The sequence below is a fragment of the Dolichospermum sp. FACHB-1091 genome (assembly GCF_014697585.1).
Taxonomy (GTDB): Bacteria; Cyanobacteriota; Cyanobacteriia; order Cyanobacteriales; family Nostocaceae; genus Dolichospermum.
Genome location: NZ_JACJSB010000026.1, coordinates 24,656 through 42,937 on the forward strand (window position 1 = coordinate 24,656; position 18,282 = coordinate 42,937).

At 37.9% G+C, this 18,282-nt stretch carries 15 protein-coding genes; 7 read left to right on the top strand and 8 right to left on the bottom strand.

Going from position 1 to position 18,282, the window contains the following annotated elements:
* Nucleotides 1-237: 237 nt before the first annotated feature.
* Complete coding sequence (locus H6G25_RS15965) at nt 238-900, bottom strand: phosphoribosyltransferase (protein ID WP_190393337.1); 663 nt, start codon at nt 898-900, stop codon at nt 238-240.
* Between the two features lie 269 nt (nt 901-1,169).
* Here H6G25_RS15965 and H6G25_RS15970 point away from each other — a divergent pair, with 269 nt between their 5' ends.
* From H6G25_RS15970 to H6G25_RS15980, 3 genes are all read left to right on the top strand, one after another.
* Entirely contained in the window at nt 1,170-1,508 is a 339-nt protein-coding gene (locus H6G25_RS15970) for a hypothetical protein (protein ID WP_028084817.1), read from the top strand.
* A gap of 69 nt (nt 1,509-1,577) precedes the next feature.
* A complete protein-coding gene (locus tag H6G25_RS15975; protein WP_190393338.1) occupies nt 1,578-2,111 on the top strand; it encodes a hypothetical protein in 534 nt (177 codons plus the stop codon).
* A gap of 52 nt (nt 2,112-2,163) precedes the next feature.
* On the top strand, nt 2,164-2,844 hold the full coding sequence (locus tag H6G25_RS15980) for an SDR family oxidoreductase (RefSeq protein WP_190393339.1): 681 nt from the start codon (nt 2,164-2,166) through the stop codon (nt 2,842-2,844).
* A gap of 328 nt (nt 2,845-3,172) precedes the next feature.
* Here H6G25_RS15980 and H6G25_RS15985 read toward each other — a convergent pair whose 3' ends face one another.
* From H6G25_RS15985 to H6G25_RS16015, 7 genes are all read right to left on the bottom strand, one after another.
* Nucleotides 3,173-5,020: a bifunctional serine/threonine-protein kinase/formylglycine-generating enzyme family protein gene (locus H6G25_RS15985; RefSeq protein ID WP_190393340.1), complete on the bottom strand. Its 1,848-nt coding sequence runs from the start codon at nt 5,018-5,020 to the stop codon at nt 3,173-3,175.
* Between the two features lie 431 nt (nt 5,021-5,451).
* Entirely contained in the window at nt 5,452-7,095 is a 1,644-nt protein-coding gene (locus H6G25_RS15990; RefSeq protein WP_190393341.1) for an acetolactate synthase large subunit, read from the bottom strand.
* Nucleotides 7,096-7,195: 100 nt separating this feature from the next.
* The gene (locus H6G25_RS15995) at nt 7,196-8,563 is read right to left on the bottom strand and encodes an NAD-dependent succinate-semialdehyde dehydrogenase (protein ID WP_190393342.1); all 1,368 of its coding nucleotides are present in this window, start codon (nt 8,561-8,563) and stop codon (nt 7,196-7,198) included.
* Between the two features lie 155 nt (nt 8,564-8,718).
* Complete coding sequence (gene ylqF / locus H6G25_RS16000) at nt 8,719-9,600, bottom strand: ribosome biogenesis GTPase YlqF (RefSeq protein ID WP_190393343.1); 882 nt, start codon at nt 9,598-9,600, stop codon at nt 8,719-8,721.
* Between the two features lie 53 nt (nt 9,601-9,653).
* Nucleotides 9,654-10,019: a VOC family protein gene (locus tag H6G25_RS16005; RefSeq protein ID WP_190393344.1), complete on the bottom strand. Its 366-nt coding sequence runs from the start codon at nt 10,017-10,019 to the stop codon at nt 9,654-9,656.
* Between the two features lie 185 nt (nt 10,020-10,204).
* Nucleotides 10,205-10,810: a Uma2 family endonuclease gene (locus H6G25_RS16010; RefSeq protein WP_190393345.1), complete on the bottom strand. Its 606-nt coding sequence runs from the start codon at nt 10,808-10,810 to the stop codon at nt 10,205-10,207.
* A gap of 28 nt (nt 10,811-10,838) precedes the next feature.
* Entirely contained in the window at nt 10,839-11,483 is a 645-nt protein-coding gene (locus H6G25_RS16015) for a restriction endonuclease subunit R (RefSeq protein ID WP_190393346.1), read from the bottom strand.
* Between the two features lie 249 nt (nt 11,484-11,732).
* On the opposite strand from H6G25_RS16015, the gene H6G25_RS16020 reads away from it, so the two are divergent.
* The 4 genes from H6G25_RS16020 (at nt 11,733) to H6G25_RS16035 (ending at nt 18,244) form a co-directional block, all read left to right on the top strand.
* Entirely contained in the window at nt 11,733-12,899 is a 1,167-nt protein-coding gene (locus H6G25_RS16020) for a pyridoxal phosphate-dependent aminotransferase (protein ID WP_190393347.1), read from the top strand.
* 368 nt (nt 12,900-13,267) lie between these two features.
* On the top strand, nt 13,268-14,056 hold the full coding sequence (locus H6G25_RS16025) for a COP23 domain-containing protein (protein WP_190393348.1): 789 nt from the start codon (nt 13,268-13,270) through the stop codon (nt 14,054-14,056).
* Between the two features lie 492 nt (nt 14,057-14,548).
* A complete protein-coding gene (locus H6G25_RS16030; RefSeq protein WP_190393365.1) occupies nt 14,549-15,199 on the top strand; it encodes a peptidylprolyl isomerase in 651 nt (216 codons plus the stop codon).
* Between the two features lie 51 nt (nt 15,200-15,250).
* On the top strand, nt 15,251-18,244 hold the full coding sequence (locus H6G25_RS16035; RefSeq protein ID WP_190393349.1) for a peptidase domain-containing ABC transporter: 2,994 nt from the start codon (nt 15,251-15,253) through the stop codon (nt 18,242-18,244).
* Nucleotides 18,245-18,282 lie beyond the last annotated feature (38 nt).

An 18,282-nucleotide genomic window follows, 5' to 3' on the forward strand; every position in this document is an offset into this window, starting at 1 on the left:
AACCCAGGCGTTCCCCGTATAACTTTATACTACTTTACTAATTTTGTGACATTTTAGACTCGCAACTCCAATAACGGGAAGTATAAGCAGCGCGAGGGAAGTTGTAACAAGTATCAAGTAAAGTGGTATCACTCCTTGCATTTACTAATTATACTTGTTTGAACACCAAACAGCTAGTGTAGAGAGTGACACTTTCTTAACTGACACTAAATGTTCTCTAAATAACTTTAACTTCGATTAAGAGTCCTTGGCTATCAGTAATTTTTGCGTTGTCAAAAGTTCACATACCTCAGCGTCGGTTGTTTGCTGAAAATCCTCGTACCAAATCCCAATTGCATACAAATCGGCTAGTGTTATTACGGATACAACCTGATCTACCTCTGCTCTTAATTCTTCACAAGTAGATACCGCCGCCACGGGAACAGCTACTACAAGCTTCTGGGGTTGTTGTTTTTTCAATGTAGCGATCGCTGCTCGGATAGTAGCACCCGTAGCAATACCATCATCAACTAAAATAATAGTACGATTTTTTACTTTTAGAGGAGGAAGATCACCGCGATAAGCGTGGCTGCGACGGTCTAATTCCCGCATTTCTATTGCTACTACTTGATCAATAGTTGCTTGGGAAATCTGCAATGAATCTACAATATTCTCATTCATAACACGGACTCCTCCGGTCGCAATAGCCCCCATGGCCAATTCCTTGTGTCCAGGTACACCTAGTTTCCGCACCAAGCAGATATCTAAGGGTGCATTAAGTTCCTTTGCTACCTCATAAGCCACAGGTACACCGCCACGGGGAAGCCCTAATACTAAAATATCAGGACAATGGGCATATTCTGTTAACTGAGCAGCTAACAGTTTTCCTGCTTCCGTGCGATTACGGAATTTGTGCAGCATATTATTATACCTCATTATGAAAATAAGTCTCTAATTGAAGCTAGAAATTTGATCGTTAATCCCGTAATGACACTATAAAGACAAAATTCCCCCTCTAATTTGAGGGTAGCAATAAAATCCGAGGAATTGTTAAATCAAATTACCAACCAAAACTTTATTAGAGGTTTTATTCTTAAATTTTATCTCAATTTTTTGAGCTAAACTAAAGAGAGTGGGATGATCTCTGGTAGTAAGTTCTCTAAATTACACATCTACATAACTCCAGTAAAATGTCTGAAGATGCCCATAAATCACCTGAAATCCAAGAAGTAATTGGATTAAAGCCGCAACACTTTGCTGACTTAGTTAGAGCCGCACAATTAATTTTTGACCCGACTGCGGGAGTTACCGGCAGAAATGTTAAAATTGATTGGCAGGATTTTGGTATTCCTAGAAATATAGAAGATAATCTCAGAATTATCGGGGAAGAATTTCAATATGCTTCTCCCCATGTTTCTGCTGATATTATTTGGGGTAAATTAACTACGGAAACTCGAATTTGGTTTCTGAAAAACAAAGATCAATTGTGGCAATTTGAGGAAATTTTACCTGCACTTGACGAAGATTAACTATTGCCAAAAATATCTTGATCAAGTAGGATATATATATTTTCTATCCTACTTGTTTATTAGAAGAGAATGTTGATAAAAATTGCCAATACCCAGGTTTTAGTAGGTTCGTTGTTTTTGATGTTTCCATTAATAATATCAGGTTTAAATAACTCTGATGTTGCTTTAGCCGCAAGTAAACAAAAATATAGTAATTCAATTACTAATCAGCAAATAGTTGTTAATAAAACTGAATTTGGAGTCAGGATAATTAACTCATCAGGAAAGGTCAATTTTTTTCCAACAACTACCGTTCCCTTAAAAGAAGGTGATGCTTATGGTTGGAGAATTACACTTGATAAATATTTGGGTAAAGTCCAATGGAGAGAAGTTTTAACTTTACCAAAAGCTCCCGAAACTTGGATCACAGAAAATCGTGAAAATATCTCCATATCAAAAAATGGAAAAACGGCAACTTCGACCCGAATCCAAACGCCTATTAATGGTGTGATTGAAAATTTCTGGACTATTTCTCCTGGAGATCCTTTAGGTAAACATCAAATACAAGTTTATATTGATGAGCGTTTGCTGGGTACTTTTGAATTTGAAATAGTCCCATTTTAAAATAACCATTTTGTGATAAATGTAAATATAGGATCTTTTTTATCAACTAATTATGTCAATCACATCTTACATTTTTCTAGCTGGTGCAAGTCGGGGTGTTGGCCAAGAAATCGCTAAATATTTGACAGCACAGGAAATTCAAGTTAAAGCACTTGTGAGAACAGAAACCGCTGCTGTAGAACTAAAAGCAATGGGTATTCATCCAGTTTTAGGAGATGCTTTAAATGCGGCAGATATTGAACAGGGAATGTTAGGAAATGAACCTATTCAAGCGGTTATCAGTACATTAGGAGGTTTACCGACAGATGATATCAAACCCGATTATATCGGTAATAAAAACCTGATTGATGCCGCAGTTAAAGCGGGAGTAAAAAAGTTTATTTTGGTAACTTCTATTGGGAGTGGTGATAGTGTGGTAGCTTTACCACCCCAAGCATTAGCAGCACTCAAACCCGTTTTAATTGAAAAAGAAAAGGCTGAACAATACCTGATTTCCAGCGGACTGAACTATACAATTATTCGTCCTGGTGGTTTAAAATCAGAACCTGCTACCAACAACGGAATTTTAACTGAAAATCCTCAAATTGTGGGGACTATTCATCGTGCAGATGTTGCTAAATTAGTTTGTCGTTGTTTAAATTCTCCTAATTCTGATCAGAAGATATTATCAGCCATAGATCGAAATATGGTATATCCAGGATTACCGGAATTTGTGGAATTTAATTTAGATTAGGGATTTTTGAAAAATACAGGGGTTTCCGCTCTTATGAGGTACATCTTAAGCCCCCTCCTCGCACCCCCCTCAATCCCCCCGCAGCGGGGGGAAGAAAAGGATAAACTTTTGATATTGGAGGGGGTGGGGTTCTTGTACCTCATAACATCAGGAAGTGCTGTAAATCATCTAATTTATTAATTTATTAGGGTGTGTTAAAGTTGAAGATAACACACCCTATAGTTGAGGATCTTTTTTTAATTGTCAGTTCCTTAGTTATTATTGATGTTGAGGACAGAGGACTAAAGTCCTCACTACTAACTAACTACTAACTAACTACTAACTAAATTTAAACAGAAAATACTACTCGAAAACCACAAATTCGTAAACCACCGTCTGCTTCATTCCAACTTCTACTAGCGCTGCGACAAAGTTCTGCGTTAAAATTCCACGCACCACCCCTTAAAACTCGACGATGTTGATCACCACCATTTTCCCATACACTACCATCTATAGGCGCTCCATGATAGTTATTATGCCAAGGATCGGCACACCATTCCCATACTAAACCGTGCATATCATATAAACCAAAAGCATTTGCAACTTCAAAATAACCAACATTTGTTGTTTGTTTACGAAATCTACTTTTTCGTTCTCCAACATAAGTATCACTACCACTACAGTTAATTAAATCGGAGGTAATTGTTTCTCCAAAATGAAAAGATGTGGTAGTTCCCGCACGACAAGCATACTCCCATTCTGCTTCACTAGGTAGACGATATTCTCTACCAGTTTTAATTTTTAATCTAGCACAAAATTCTACAGCTTCATACCAAGAAACATTTTCTACTGGCAGATTTGTACCTTTAAATTTCGAGGGGTTGGGATGTAATTCTTGTTGAACTTTTGGTAAAGCTGCTACTATTCTCCATTGTGCTTGAGTAATAGGATATTTAGCCATAAAAAAAGATGGAACTATTACTTGATGTTGGGGACGTTCATCACTATCACCTTCACAAACAGGAGAACCCATGATAAAAGTTCCATTAGGAATTGACACCATTTCCAAAGTTGTATTTCTGCCTAATTCCTCATGAAAATATTTAGAATTACGTCTATCACGGTTAACTTCCCTCCCAGTAGTGTCTACAGTAATGACATAAAAATCAAAGTTATACAAAGGAGGTAAGGGAACAATAATTTTGGTGGGAGGTGGTGGAGGTAATGGTGTTAATGGTGGTTTAGAAACAGGGGGGAATTTAATAGCAACGGGAGATTTAGCAAAATTCAAATCATGTAAAACATCCATTGCTGACTGATATCTATCACTAGCAAAATGTTGGAGTAATTTATCTAAAATTTGCCTAAATTCATCACTAATAGTAATTCCTTTAAGTTGTAACCGTTCTTTCCATAACCATTTAGCATTCATAGCATCATAAAGATGATCTTTTAGTTGTCCATAATCATCTTGTAATGGTAGATCTTGAGTTAATAACCGCACACAAGTTACACCCAAAGCATATAAATCACTTGCTTGACAAGCAAACCCGGCCATTTGTTCCGTTGGTGCATAACCGAGAGTATAAATAGCTGTTGCTTGTCTAGCTAGACTAGTTTGAGTAACTTGTTTTGCACCACCAAAATCAATTAAGACAGGTTTTTTATCACTATCTCGACGAATAATGTTTTCTGGTTTAATGTCGCGGTGAATCACATTGTGTTTGTGAACAAAATCTAAAACTGGTAATAAATCAGTCAAAAGTTGACGAACTTCTATTTCACTATAAGCTTGATTTTGCAGTTCTTCTAGAAGAGTTTTACCAATTATAAATTCCTGGACTAAATATAAACTAGAACCCTGTTCAAAATAAGCCAAAAGTCGCGGAATTTGGGAATGATTTTCTCCCAAATCATACAATCTAAAAGCTTCTTCTTTAAAAAATTCCGCAGCTTTAGCACGTTGTCCAGTTCCTTGAACTTGGGGGAAAAATTGCTTAATAACACAGGGTGCATTAAGTCTATCTACATCTTCAGCAGCGTAGGTTCTGCTAAAACCACCTTCACCTAATAATCTTAAAACCCGGTAACGGTTTCGCAGCATTTCTCCAAAGTTACTTTCTTGACAACTTTGGCAAAATTTAGAGGTTTTCGGATTAAAGGGGTTAGAACAATTGGGATTTTGACAAATTTGCATAAATGTTAAGAAAATAGCATCTTGTCCAAATTTCCAATATTATTAAATTATCAGAACCGTATTGATTCCTATTACTAGAAATCAGTTAAAGACTAAACAAGTTTGCTTGGAGAAACTTAAAAATCTCAAAATTGAAAACAAAATTGAAAACTGCATTAACTACAAAAATGCCCTTATACCAGCGCACAGATTCCCATTATAAATAATAATACAAATACAAAATTCAGATTACGTAGAGATTTGAGGATTCTTCTTATTAATAAATAACACCCTTAGCATCATAAATCTGTATTCTTTGTTGCTGAGTTCAGTCAGAAAAGGTAAAAATTCCATCTCTTAAACTAGGCGCTCTCTGTGTGGGCTAAAATCATCATCAAGGGTGGAAAACCCACCCTGATAAATAATCAATCTTTAGAAATATTTAGGAATATTTAGACTTCACAAATTAACTCACCGGCTTTTTTAGTAAAACGACTGTTTTCTCGATAATCTACGCGACAGTCTATAACTGCTGGTACATCTTGAGCGAGCGCTTCTTTAAGCATGGGAACTAAATCTGTAGCAGATTCAACTCGATAACCTTTTAATCCCATACTTTCAGCAAATTTGACAAAATCAGGATTACCAAAATGAACAAAAGATGAGTTACCTTTACCAAATTGATTTTCTTGTTTCCACTCAATTAAACCATAGCCACCGTCATTAAAAATCAGAGTCACGAAGGGAGTTCCCACTCGCAAAGCTGTTTCTAATTCTTGACAATTCATCATAAAACCACCGTCACCAGTTGCAGCGACAACTTTACGATTTGGATAGACTAATTTTGCGGCCAATGCACCAGGAATAGCAATACCCATAGCCGCGAAACCATTAGAAATAATGCAAGTATTGGGACTATGACAATGATAATGTCTAGCAATCCACATTTTATGTGCGCCAACATCAGAAATCACAATATCATCTGGTCCCATAACTTGCCGCAAATCATAAATTAATTTTTGCGGTTTAATAGGAAATTGATCATCTTGGGCATATTCTTCATAATCAGCCCGAATATTAGGACGTAAGCTGATAGAATAGGGATTGGGTTTATTTTGTCTATCTGCTAATTTTAATATCTCATTCAGGGAGTCAGAAATATCTCCTACTACTTCCAATTGGGGAATATAACTACTGTCAATTTCTGAAGACGTTGCTGCAATATGGATAATAGGAATTGTCCCTTCAGGATTCCATTTTTTGGGAGAAAATTCAATTAAATCATAACCAATAGCTATGACTAAATCTGAATTATCAAAGCCGCAGGTGATAAAATCCCGTTGTTGTAATCCCACAGACCAAAGTGCTAAAGGATGAGTGTAGGGAATCACACCTTTACCCATAAAAGTATTCACAACAGGAATATTCATTTGGGTAGCAAATTGTGTTACTGCGTCGCTAGATTGGGCGCGAATTGCACCATTTCCTACTAAAATGATGGGATTAACTGCTTGGGAAATTACAGCAGATGCGGCGCGAATACTGGCAAAGGAAGCATAGGTTTTTTCACTATTATCCTTATTTAAAGGTTTCCCTTCTACGGGCATAGCGGCTATATTTTCCGGTAAATCAATGTGTACAGCACCGGGTTTTTCTGTTTGCGATCGCTTGAAGGCTTTTCTGACGACTTCTGGTGTAATACTCGGTCTAACAATCTGTTTATTCCACTTAGTAACGGGGGCAAACATAGCCACTAAATCCAAATATTGATGAGATTCAATGTGCATTCTATCTGTTCCTACCTGGCCGGTAATTGCCACTAATGGCGCACCATCTAGATTAGCATCTGCCACCCCTGTCATTAAATTAGTTGCCCCAGGACCAAGAGTAGAAAGACATACTCCCGCTTTTCCTGTTAACCTACCATAAACATCGGCCATGAATGCAGCACCCTGTTCATGACGGGTGGTAATAAATTGAATTGATGATGTTTTTAAAGCTTCCAAAACGTGCAAATTTTCTTCTCCAGGAAGTCCAAAAACATATTGAACTCCTTCGTTTTCTAAACACTGTACTAATAATTCTGCGGTATTCATAAGTTTGGTAATTGGTGATTACTATTTCACTAAATTTCTAAGTTTCTAATAACGAACCACAGAGGCACGGAGAACACAGAGAGAAAATACTATGTTCCCTTTACTTGACCCAAATAGTTTTTACATTGACAAATTCATGTAAGCCTTGAATACTTAATTCTCGTCCGTAGCCAGAACGTTTAATGCCACCAAAAGGTAAACGGGGATCAGATTTGACCATGCTGTTAATAAATACTGCCCCGGCTTCGATTTCTTGAATTAGGCGATTTTGTTCTTCTGTATTTGTTGTCCATGCACTTGCACCTAAACCAAAGGGAGTATCATTAGCTAATTTAATCGCAGTGTTGATATCAGGAACTCGGAATAATAATGCTACAGGTCCAAAAAATTCTTCTTGGGCAATTGGTGTATCTACAGGAATATCTATGATAATTGTTGGTGGGTAAAAGTTCCCCGACATTTCTGTTAAAGGATGTCCACCTGTGAGGATTTTACCGCCACTTTTGACGGCTTTTTTCACTTGTTGGTCTAATTCTTGGAGAATATTGGAAGTTGCTAAGGGTCCTAAATCTGTATCTTGGTCCATGGGATTGCCAATTTTCAGAGATTGGAATTTTTCTAACAGCAATTTTTGAAATTTATCAGCAACAGCCTCAGCAATAATAAAGCGTTTGGCTGCAATACAAGATTGTCCGTTATTCAACATTCTCGCTGTCACCGCAGTAGAAACTGCTGTTTCTAAATCAGCACTTTCTAAAACTATAAATGGGTCACTTCCCCCCAATTCTAAAACAGTTTTTTTGATTTGTTTCCCAGATGCAACAGCGAGGGATATCCCTGCTGGTTCACTACCTGTTAAAGTGGCGGCTTTAACTCGATCATCGGCCATTAAGTCAGCAACTTGATCTGCACCAATTAATAATGTTTGAAATACACCAGCAGGAAAACCAGCACGATAGAAAATGTCTTCAATTGCCAATGCACATTGTGGTACATTGGAAGCGTGTTTGAGTAAGGCTACATTGCCCGCCATCAGTGCCGGTGCTGCAAACCGGAAAACTTGCCAAAAAGGAAAATTCCAGGGCATGACGGCGAGAATAACCCCTAACGGCTGATATTTTACAAAACTATGACTAGCATCGGTTTTGATGGTGACATCAGCCAGAAAACTGGCGGCATTTTCCGCGTAATAACGACAAACAAGGGCGCATTTTTCGACTTCAGCAATGGCAGCTTTTAATGGTTTACCCATTTCCAAAGTCATTAATTTCCCCAAATCTGCCTTTTCTTGGTCTAAAATAGTCGCTGCTTGTTCTAACCAGTGAGACCTCTCTAAAAAACTTGTTTGACGGTATTCTTGAAAAGCCTTTCCTGCTAAATCTAATTTAGCAGCAATTTCCATTTTTTGTAACGGCTCAAAAATTTTCAGTGTTTCCCCGGTGTAGGGGTTAATAGTAGCTATAGCCATTATCTGACCTCTGAATAAAAAAATAGTCTCAATAATTCGTAATTTAATTATTCTCTATTCTTTGTTGCCTATCATTTATGATCTAACACATTCATAACTGATATTTTAGACATTTTGGCTGAAAAATATTCACAAGCTGAATAGGAAATTAACAGTTACATTGGTGGTAATTCTAAAGGAATATTCCCCAATAATCCTTTCCGAAAATCGGTGATCATTTGTCTAGCTGTACGTTCTATGTCTCCTTTGTAGCGATGTTCTGATAAAGCTTGTAAATACGCTTCCCCTGTGTGGATAACAGAGTCAAAATCATATCGTGTTAGTAATGGATGGGGTGGTAAAAATTTTGGGTATGTTTCCTGAAGTTCATTAAGTATATCTACGAATGCAGCGGCGATGAGTTGGTTATCATAGGATGCTTCACCGATATCATCACAAATGGCTAATTTCACTCCTGCGGCCTGGCTATCGAGTCTAGCGGGGATGACACCCGGTGCATCTAATAATTCTAGCTGATCCGAAATTCTGACCCATCGTAGTTGACGGGTAACACCGGGACGGGCAGCACTTTCTACCACTCGTTTACCTATGAGACGGTTAATTAGAGCCGATTTACCGACATTGGGAAAACCAATAACCACGGCGCGAACGGGACGGGGTAACATTCCCCGTTCTTGACGACGTTTGTTAAGTTCTATACCTGCGCTTTGGGCGGCTTTGGCGATCGCTGTAATTCCCTGTCCATGTTGAGCATCGGTAAAATATGGAACTTCACCCTGATTTTTAAACCACTCTATCCAGCGCGATCGCACCTGTGGTAAAATCATATCTACTCGGTTAAGTACCAGTATCCGCGTTTTTGTTCCCACCCATTCATTCATTTGTGGATGGTTTGTTGCTAGGGGAATACGAGCATCCCGTACTTCTAAAACCACATCTACCCGTTTTAGCTGTTCCTTGAGATTCTTTTCAGCTTTGGCGATGTGTCCAGGATACCATTGGATTAGATTTAATTTGTAGTTTTGTGTAATAGACATTTATTGTTAGTTGTTAATTGTTAGTTGTTCGTTGTGACTAATAACTTCCCATATTAGTTAGATTGATGTAAAATTAATCTGTTACCATCGGGGTCATAGGCGTAAATTTCTCTACCGTGGGAAGCTGTATAAATTATTCCTGGTGGGGGATAACCTAAAGATGTCAAGTAAGATATGGCGCTTTCTAAATTATTGACTTCTAAACACAAACTTAGGGGACTTTGGGAATTAGTGACAAATTCTGCTGCGTTAACTGGTTTGGGTTGAAAAATGCCTAATTTTAAACCAGGGATTTCAAACTCAGCATAAATATGAGGGATGAGTTTTTTTGGTTCTTGTGCTAGTAATTGAGTATAGAAACTAAGGATACAATCAAAATTAACTGTGGCTATGGTGATGATTATACTATTATATTGCATATTTAGGATTTGCTGAAGAAATTCACAACTACAATCTAGAATATTATACCAGTTGTGTAAGTCCTGTTAATATGGTTGTGATCAATTAAAAGCGATTCTTGACTAAGTGAGATGCAAGAAACCCATCCCCAACCCACACCTCCCCATGAGATTTTATCAATCCCTATGATAAATTCTCACAAAAATTATCGTGGCATAATATCATCTAGACGCAGTTGTAAAAAAGGTAAAAGAGAAGATTTGATATATTCTCCTAAACGATATTGTTGCTGACTATAATCTTCCCCAATTAATTGACAAACTGTAAATGTCGGTTGCTTTGGTTTACCAATGAAAACCACTCCTCCCAAACCTCGATAATCAACAATCCAATATTCAGAAATTCCTAATAAAGCATATTCTTTAACTTTACGAGCATAATCTGTTTCCCAGTTAGTGCTGACAACTTCAACCACTAATTTAATTGATTGTCCTAAAGCAATAATTGGTTGATGTTCCCAAAAAGGCTCATGGTGCAGCAAAGTTTCATCTAATACTACAATATCAGGTCGTCGGGCTGTGGCTATTTCTGTAAAAGGACGGATAAGACAGGTACGAGGGATAAACCAGGGAAGTTGTGCATTGGTAATAGCAATACCCAGTTGAGTTGCTATTTTACCACCGACGGTTTCGTGGGGTCCTGTTGGTTCTGTGTCAATCAATTCTCCGTCTGCAAGTTCATAGCGGGGGTTGTTACCGTATTCAAGAATGAAATCTGCAAAAGTTAATAATTTTGTTAATGCTTGAACCATAACTCACCTCCATCTTTATTGATTATGATTATTGATTATGATCCGTTACGGTCACTAGTTGAGTTAAATGCTTGAGAACACGCAATACATCATATAATTCATTGCCAGGATTACGCATTAAGAAACCTTTTGATAAAGAATAACGGGTAGGTTTTCCTTTGATTAATTTCACAAAAATAAACTCGCTACCTGTAGCAATCATCCCAAAACTGGGTTGATCATGATAGGGATTACCTAACATATATGATAAAATTTGCGCCAGTCCTTCTTCAATAGAAAATGAAGCTTTTTTTGACTCAATAATCATCACCCATAATTGATTTTTTAAAACTAAAATATCCATTCTCCCCTGAATAATTACATCTTCATCTGCTACAGCAATATCTATAGATTCTTCCGATTTTACATCAAAAGGAGATAGGTAAAAATCACCGATAAAAAGTATTGGGTCTACAATTGCCATTCTGACAATATCTTCTAGTAATGGTGGATAATTGAGAAGATTCAAATAACCAGCTTTTACTTTGTCTAAAAGTTGTTTATCTAAATCTGTAATTTCTGGTAATCCTGCTTGCCATTCCCAGAAAAATTGTCCATCTAAAACTAACTCAATGCCAAAATTATCAATTAAGTAGCGTAAGTTAATATCTTTTGCTGGGAGTGTTTGTGTCATTATTTGGTTGGTGATTGGTAATAGGAAGCAATCTTTAATATTTTCTTTAGAACCGCTATAATCATTTAATGCTTGTTTTAATTCCTCCACTAGCTGGAAATATGATCATATACTTGGTATTATGGGAATTTATTGATCTCAATATTTACCGCTGGTGAAGGAAAAAGAATTTAAAAAAAGGCAAATATAGAAGAGAATTATGGGATATCCTGAGATCAATAGGACAGATATTCGTCAAATTAAAGTAGAATGAAGCTGGCAGAAAGAGTAAGTAGGGTAACACCTTCCATCACCTTAGCCATTACAGCTAAAGCTAAGGCCATGAAGGATAAGGGTATAGATGTTTGTAGTTTTAGTGCTGGAGAACCGGATTTTGACACCCCAGCGCACATTAAAGCCGCAGCCTCAAAGGCTTTGGCTGAGGGTAAAACCAAATACGGTCCAGCCGCAGGAGAACCAAAGTTAAGGGAAGCGATCGCTCGCAAGCTAAAAAATGATAATGGTCTTAATTATAAGCCAGAAAATGTGATTGTCACCAATGGTGGTAAACATTCTCTTTACAATTTAATTGTAGCACTGATTGATCCCGGTGATGAGGTAATTATTCCCGCTCCATACTGGTTAAGTTACCCCGAAATGGTAACTTTAGTCGGTGGGAAGTCAGTGATTGTAGAAACAGACGCTTCTACAGGGTACAAAATCACCCCAGAACAACTGAAACAGGCCATTACCCCAAAAACTAAGTTATTTGTCCTTAACTCCCCTTCCAACCCCACGGGGATGGTATACACGGCGGCGGAAATTAAGGCTTTAGCACAGGTAATAGTTGATGCAGATATCTATGTGGTTTCTGACGAGATCTATGAGAAGATTCTCTATGACGGTGCAGAACATATCAGTATTGGGGCTTTGGGTGAGGAGATTTTTAACCGGACTTTAATTAGTAACGGTTTTGCTAAAGGTTACGCAATGACGGGTTGGCGCTTGGGTTACTTAGCCGGACCTGTAGAAATTATTAAGGCCGCTAGTACCATCCAAGGACATAGTACCTCAAATGTGTGTACTTTTGCTCAATATGGAGCGATCGCTGCTTTGGAGGGTTCTCAAGACTGCGTAGAGGAAATGCGTCAAGCCTTCGCTAAACGTCGTCAAGTCATGTTAGACAGACTCAACGCTATTCCTGGTTTGAGTACCGCTAAACCCGACGGTGCTTTTTACCTATTCCCAGATATCAGCAAAACCGGCTTAAAATCCCTGGAATTTTGTGACGCATTATTAGCCGAACATCAAGTTGCAGTTATTCCCGGCATAGCTTTTTGTGCTGATAATAACATTCGTCTTTCCTATGCTACGGATTTGGTGACCATTGAAAAGGGAATGGATAGATTAGAGAAATTCGTGCTTTCTCGAATTTAGGTCGTCATATCTTATTTTTATAGCGGTATGGAGAACCTATAGGACTAATATTTGATTTTTGAAATCCACGTAGGGTGGGCAATGCCCACCGTAGGTAGCCTTTCTAAGGCATAGCCCTACCTACACTACTGAAAATTTTCAAATATCATTTATTAATTCTATAGTACACAAAGGCGTAAATAAACAAACCATTCTCAATTCCTAAACAGCTTAGGAAACATTGCTTTTGACTTTTGCAGGGACGGCGTTACCCCACCCAGACTCCAGCCCTACAGAAGAAAAAAGCTATTTTCTCATGAATCAAAAATATATATTCTCTGTCAAGATAGATATCGGTTATCTATCTGTGTTCATTACTGATTATACTTATGTCATTACAATCTCTGACGTTCTTATTTTTGACTAGTCTTGGCTGTTCTGTATTTTTCGGCAATGCTGTAGTTTTTGCTGAAGTTGTTGTTCCTACAATTCCATCAGGTTCTTCTACAACAGTACCTTCAGGCTCAACTACAATTCCATCAGGCTCATCAAATACTGTTCCAACTTCTACTACGGTTAATAGTGGTACAAGATTTAGTTGTCAATCTTACAATGGACAGTTTACAGTCATGTATCAGCCCCAAAGTCAACCAGGACAATATTTTGCTTGGGCTGCACCTCAAAATTTAGGCGGGGGTTGGGATGGACAAAAACGTTGTCAAGCGATCGCGTCCCGTTTAGAATTATATCGTCCTGATGGTTTACAAGAACTACAAATAGCTGTAGAAAACAACGAAAATATTATTTGTGTCACCACTGAAACCCAACCCAGTTGTCGAATTGTCTTAACAGTACCCCGTGGTAAAGATCCCTATACAATCCGTAATAGTGTATTCCAAAATCTAACTACCGCTGATAGTGGACAACAAACTATTGCTGTTGATACCTATACTGATCGTCAAGGGACTAATGGAGATAGTTTATACAATCTAGGACAAACACTTGCAGGTATAGGTGGTAATAATCAAGTTAGGTCTTTTAGAAGTGGAATTAATTTGAAACCATATCTTGATCCTAAAGATGGTGGTACTGGTAGAAAATTGAGAAATGGAGTGAGAATTGGACGAAATAGCGAACGTAAAGCTCCCATTCGTCTAAATCCTGGCAGATTTCGTTAATTAGGATGATTTTATGGGTTAGGAAGAAGAAATTTCCCTATCTACTTCAGGCTGGTAACTCGCAATTACGATTTACCAGCCTGATTTTTTGTGATCTAGAACGAGTAACTTAGCTGAAGATTATGCAATAGTTAAAGTTAGCAAAGCTTTACAGAGTAAAAGTAAGTTTGGTATGACAAATTTATCAACTCATGGTACTTTAGTACAATAATGCCCAAATATCAACAGTCTAATTATCTAAATCTAGTAAATCTAGTAAATCAACTCCTGGTTATGGATAATTTACTGTCATACATCTATACACTAACCTGAAAACAGAGTAAATTAGTAGTAGATTATCTAATCTTAACCAAAAGATAACTTATTCAAAACCTAGTCCTATTATCTTTTCAAAAGAAGTTAAAAACGGTGACAAATCTGATCACAAGCCATAAGAATCAAGTCCTGCAATGGGGTGATCGCATCCTCCAGTCCGGTGAGGTTCTATCATTAATGTCGGAATACCAGCTTGTTCCCGTATTAATCAAGGAAATCATCATTGATCAAGCGATCGCTGCCGCCGAAATTGTTTATACTCCAGAAGAAGAAAAACAGGTCTGTGAACAATTAGCCCAACAATATCAGGGAATAGATCAACAAGGAGAAAATTTCCAGCAGTTGAAGCTCATGGCCATGCGACAATTAAAACTAGAAAAGTTTAAAGAGGCCACTTGGGGTGGGGATTTAAACTCTTACTTCTTCCAACGTAAAACCCAACTAGATAGGGTAATTTATTCCCTGATTACCACCTCGGAAATCGGAATTGCCCAAGAAATCTACTTCCGCATCAAAGAGGGTGAACAGTCTTTTGCTGAGTTAGCACGGGAATACGCCCAAGGTCCAGAAGCTCAAACTGATGGCTTAGTAGGTCCAATAGATTTACAATCTCTGCATCCAACATTGGTGAATATCCTTTCAAGAAGCCAGCCACAGCAGTTATCACCACCAACTCAAATTAATAATGTACTGGTAATTGTCCGCTTGGAAAAATTACTACCAGCCCAACTGGATCGTTCAATGCGGCAACGGTTGCTGAATGAAAGATTTAATCAATGGTTACAAGCACAAATGACAGAACAAAAATGGCAAATTCAAACATCATAAATTGCCCGCTCCTTTTGCCAATATAAATTAACATAATTAACCTCAAGAAACATGACTTATACGAAGAGTACCTTTGAAGAATTTATTGCCAGGATTCCAGGGTTTGACCAATTATCAAATGAGGAAATTAGCAAACTCTCATCACCACAAATTTTACAGCCTTTACGTTACCGCATGGGGCAGAAAATTGTTGGCAAAGAACAATTACCTCAAAAGGTATCAATTCTTTATCAAGGCAGGGTCAGACTACTAGGATACCCTGAAAACCAATCACCAATTAGTTTAAAAATAGTAGAACCAGGAGCGGTAATTGGGGAAATTTCTTGGTTACGTCAAATTCCTTGCGAAACAGCGATCGCCTATGAAGAGGTGATATGTTTAACCTGGAATGCAGCAGATTATTTACAATTACTATCTCGAAATTTAGCATTTACTCAGGCTCGTCAACAAATAACTAACTTGGCGGAAGTATTTGATATCTTGAGTTTACAGATAGCACAACAACCTTTAGCCAATCATAACCTCAAAGACCTGACTCAACAGGTGTTATTAGGGTCAAAAATTCATTACTTACCACCAGGAAAAACCTATGCAACAGAATTAGAAAGTGATCGAATTTGGTTTGTAAGTAGTAGTTCTTCTCAGAGCAATTTAACCCCTGGTGATCGTTTAGAAGATGAAATCATTGAAGTTAAAGATAAACTGCCTATCCGCTTGTTGGGTATCAGTCAGAGTGATTTATCATTAATTGATAGTCCACCTCTAAAAACAGAGAAATTAGAAAATCTATTAGATGGTACTGTCACCATAGAAGAAGTTCCCTACGCAACAGAATCGGAATTTATTGGGACAAGTACATCAAAGGATTTACCAAGAAATCAAAAATATCCATTTTTTAAAGGACAGGGAGAACTTGATTCTAGTCTGGCTTGTTTTCAAATGCTATCCAAGCATTTAGAAATTCCCTTTCGGAAAGAAGTAGTCCGCCGCTTTTTAAATGACCAAATCAAGCGTCAAGGCAGTGTATCTTTTCAACTTTGCGCTTATTTATCAGAATCAATTGGACTCAAATCTCAGCTAAATGATTTTCCGGTTGTTTTCATTAACCGCATTCCTACCCCAGCATTAATTCGCTATCGTGACAGTTTTGCAGTTCTTTATGCCATAAATGGAAAAAAAGCCGTTTTGGGTGTACCATCTCAAGGTATTATCAACACTAGCCTTGATAAATTGCTGAAAGAATTAGAAACAGATGAAACCAACTTACAACCACGAGTTAGGGTTTTATCGGTCAGTGCGACTAAGGAAACACCTCAAGAACGGTTTGGTTTAGGATGGTTTGTTCCTTACTTATCCCGTTACCGACGGGTGCTAATAGAAGTATTTATTGCTTCCTTCTTCGTCCAATTAGCCGCCCTAGCTAATCCTCTAGTTATTCAGCTAATTATTGATAAAGTCATCGTTCAAAATAGTATTAATACCCTAAACGTTTTAGGAGTATTACTATTAGCAGTGGGTGTATTTGAAGCGGTATTAACTACATTGCGGACTTACTTATTTGTAGATACCACCAACCGCATTGATATGAGTTTGGGGTCACAAATTATTGACCACCTATTGCGCTTACCACTGCGGTATTTTGATAAAAGGGCAGTGGGTGAATTATCCACCAGAATTAATGAACTAGAAAATATTCGTCAGTTCCTCACGGGTACGGCTTTAACAGTAGTGTTAGATGCCTTATTTTCCGTAGTTTATATAGTGGTCATGCTGTTTTACAGTTGGCAGCTAACCCTGGTAGGCTTAGGAACAATCCCTCTATTTGTGTTAGTGACATTAATTGCTGCCCCAACAGTGAGTAGACAATTAAGAAATAAAGCAGTACGTAACGCCGAAACTCAATCTTATTTAGTGGAGGTGATGTCAGGTATTCAAACAGTTAAGGCCCAAAATATCGAATTGCGATCGCGTTTTTCTTGGCAAAAAAAATATGCTAAATTTGTGGCCGCAGGTTTTAAAACCGTTATTACTTCCACATTAGCTAACTCCACAAGTCAGTTTTTAAGCAAACTCAGCAGCTTATTAGTTTTATGGGTGGGAGCTTATTTAGTTTTAAAACAAGAACTAACATTAGGGGAATTAATTGCCTTTCGGATTATTTCTAGTTACGTTACCACTCCCATATTACGGCTGGCACAAATCTGGCAAAACTTCCAAGAAACTGGGTTATCCTTAGAGCGATTAAGCGATATTGTTGACAGCCCCCAAGAAGCAGAAATAGATAAGAATAATATTCCCCTTCCACCGATTATTGGTGGAGTCAAATATGAAAACGTTTCCTTCCGATTTGCTGCCTCAGGACCCCTACAATTGACTAATGTTACTGTCGAATTTCCCGCAGGTCAATTTGTCGGTATTGTTGGACAAAGTGGTTCGGGAAAAAGTACAATGATGAAATTACTGCTCAGACTTTATGACACAGAATCTGGCAGAATTTTAGTTGATGGTTACGACATTGCCAAAGTCGAACTTTATTCTCTGCGGCGACAAATTGGTGTAGTTCCTCAAGATACCCTTTTATTTGATGGTACAGTACAGGAAAATATTGCTTTAACTAATCCTGAAGCCACAACAGAGGAGATTATTGAAGCTGCTCAAATTGCCGTTGCCCATGAATTTATTATGGGTTTACCCGAAGGCTATAATACGCGAGTTGGTGAAAGAGGATCAGCCCTTTCTGGTGGACAAAAACAGAGAATTGCGATCGCACGTTCTGTGTTACAAAGACCTAAATTACTAGTTCTAGATGAAGCCACCAGCGCCCTAGATTATCCCACCGAAAAACAAATTTGTCTGAACTTAGCTCGCGCTTTTAAAGGTAGTACAGTCTTCTTCATTACCCACCGTTTAAATACTGTGAGTAATGCCGATACTATCGTCGTCATGGATAACAGTAGGATGATAGAACAAGGTAATCATCAAGAACTTATGGCTGCTAAAGGTCATTATTTCTACCTTTATCAACAACAGGAAGTAAATTTGTAGTCAATTATTTCTAGGGGTTTAGCAATGCTAAACCCTGT

What these genes read in the sequence shown, in the direction of transcription:
- H6G25_RS16035 (WP_190393349.1), top strand. Translation starts at nt 15,251, where the DNA reads ATGACTTATACGAAGAGTACCTTTGAAGAATTTATTGCCAGGATTCCA.
- H6G25_RS15990 (WP_190393341.1), bottom strand. Translation starts at nt 7,095, where the DNA reads ATGAATACCGCAGAATTATTAGTACAGTGTTTAGAAAACGAAGGAGTT.
- H6G25_RS15975 (WP_190393338.1), top strand. Translation starts at nt 1,578, where the DNA reads ATGTTGATAAAAATTGCCAATACCCAGGTTTTAGTAGGTTCGTTGTTT.
- H6G25_RS16030 (WP_190393365.1), top strand. Translation starts at nt 14,549, where the DNA reads ATGTCGGAATACCAGCTTGTTCCCGTATTAATCAAGGAAATCATCATT.
- H6G25_RS15970 (WP_028084817.1), top strand. Translation starts at nt 1,170, where the DNA reads ATGTCTGAAGATGCCCATAAATCACCTGAAATCCAAGAAGTAATTGGA.
- H6G25_RS16025 (WP_190393348.1), top strand. Translation starts at nt 13,268, where the DNA reads ATGTCATTACAATCTCTGACGTTCTTATTTTTGACTAGTCTTGGCTGT.
- H6G25_RS16010 (WP_190393345.1), bottom strand. Translation starts at nt 10,810, where the DNA reads ATGGTTCAAGCATTAACAAAATTATTAACTTTTGCAGATTTCATTCTT.
- H6G25_RS15985 (WP_190393340.1), bottom strand. Translation starts at nt 5,020, where the DNA reads ATGCAAATTTGTCAAAATCCCAATTGTTCTAACCCCTTTAATCCGAAA.
- ylqF (WP_190393343.1), bottom strand. Translation starts at nt 9,600, where the DNA reads ATGTCTATTACACAAAACTACAAATTAAATCTAATCCAATGGTATCCT.
- H6G25_RS16015 (WP_190393346.1), bottom strand. Translation starts at nt 11,483, where the DNA reads ATGACACAAACACTCCCAGCAAAAGATATTAACTTACGCTACTTAATT.
- H6G25_RS15980 (WP_190393339.1), top strand. Translation starts at nt 2,164, where the DNA reads ATGTCAATCACATCTTACATTTTTCTAGCTGGTGCAAGTCGGGGTGTT.
- H6G25_RS16020 (WP_190393347.1), top strand. Translation starts at nt 11,733, where the DNA reads ATGAAGCTGGCAGAAAGAGTAAGTAGGGTAACACCTTCCATCACCTTA.
- H6G25_RS16005 (WP_190393344.1), bottom strand. Translation starts at nt 10,019, where the DNA reads ATGCAATATAATAGTATAATCATCACCATAGCCACAGTTAATTTTGAT.
- H6G25_RS15965 (WP_190393337.1), bottom strand. Translation starts at nt 900, where the DNA reads ATGCTGCACAAATTCCGTAATCGCACGGAAGCAGGAAAACTGTTAGCT.
- H6G25_RS15995 (WP_190393342.1), bottom strand. Translation starts at nt 8,563, where the DNA reads ATGGCTATAGCTACTATTAACCCCTACACCGGGGAAACACTGAAAATT.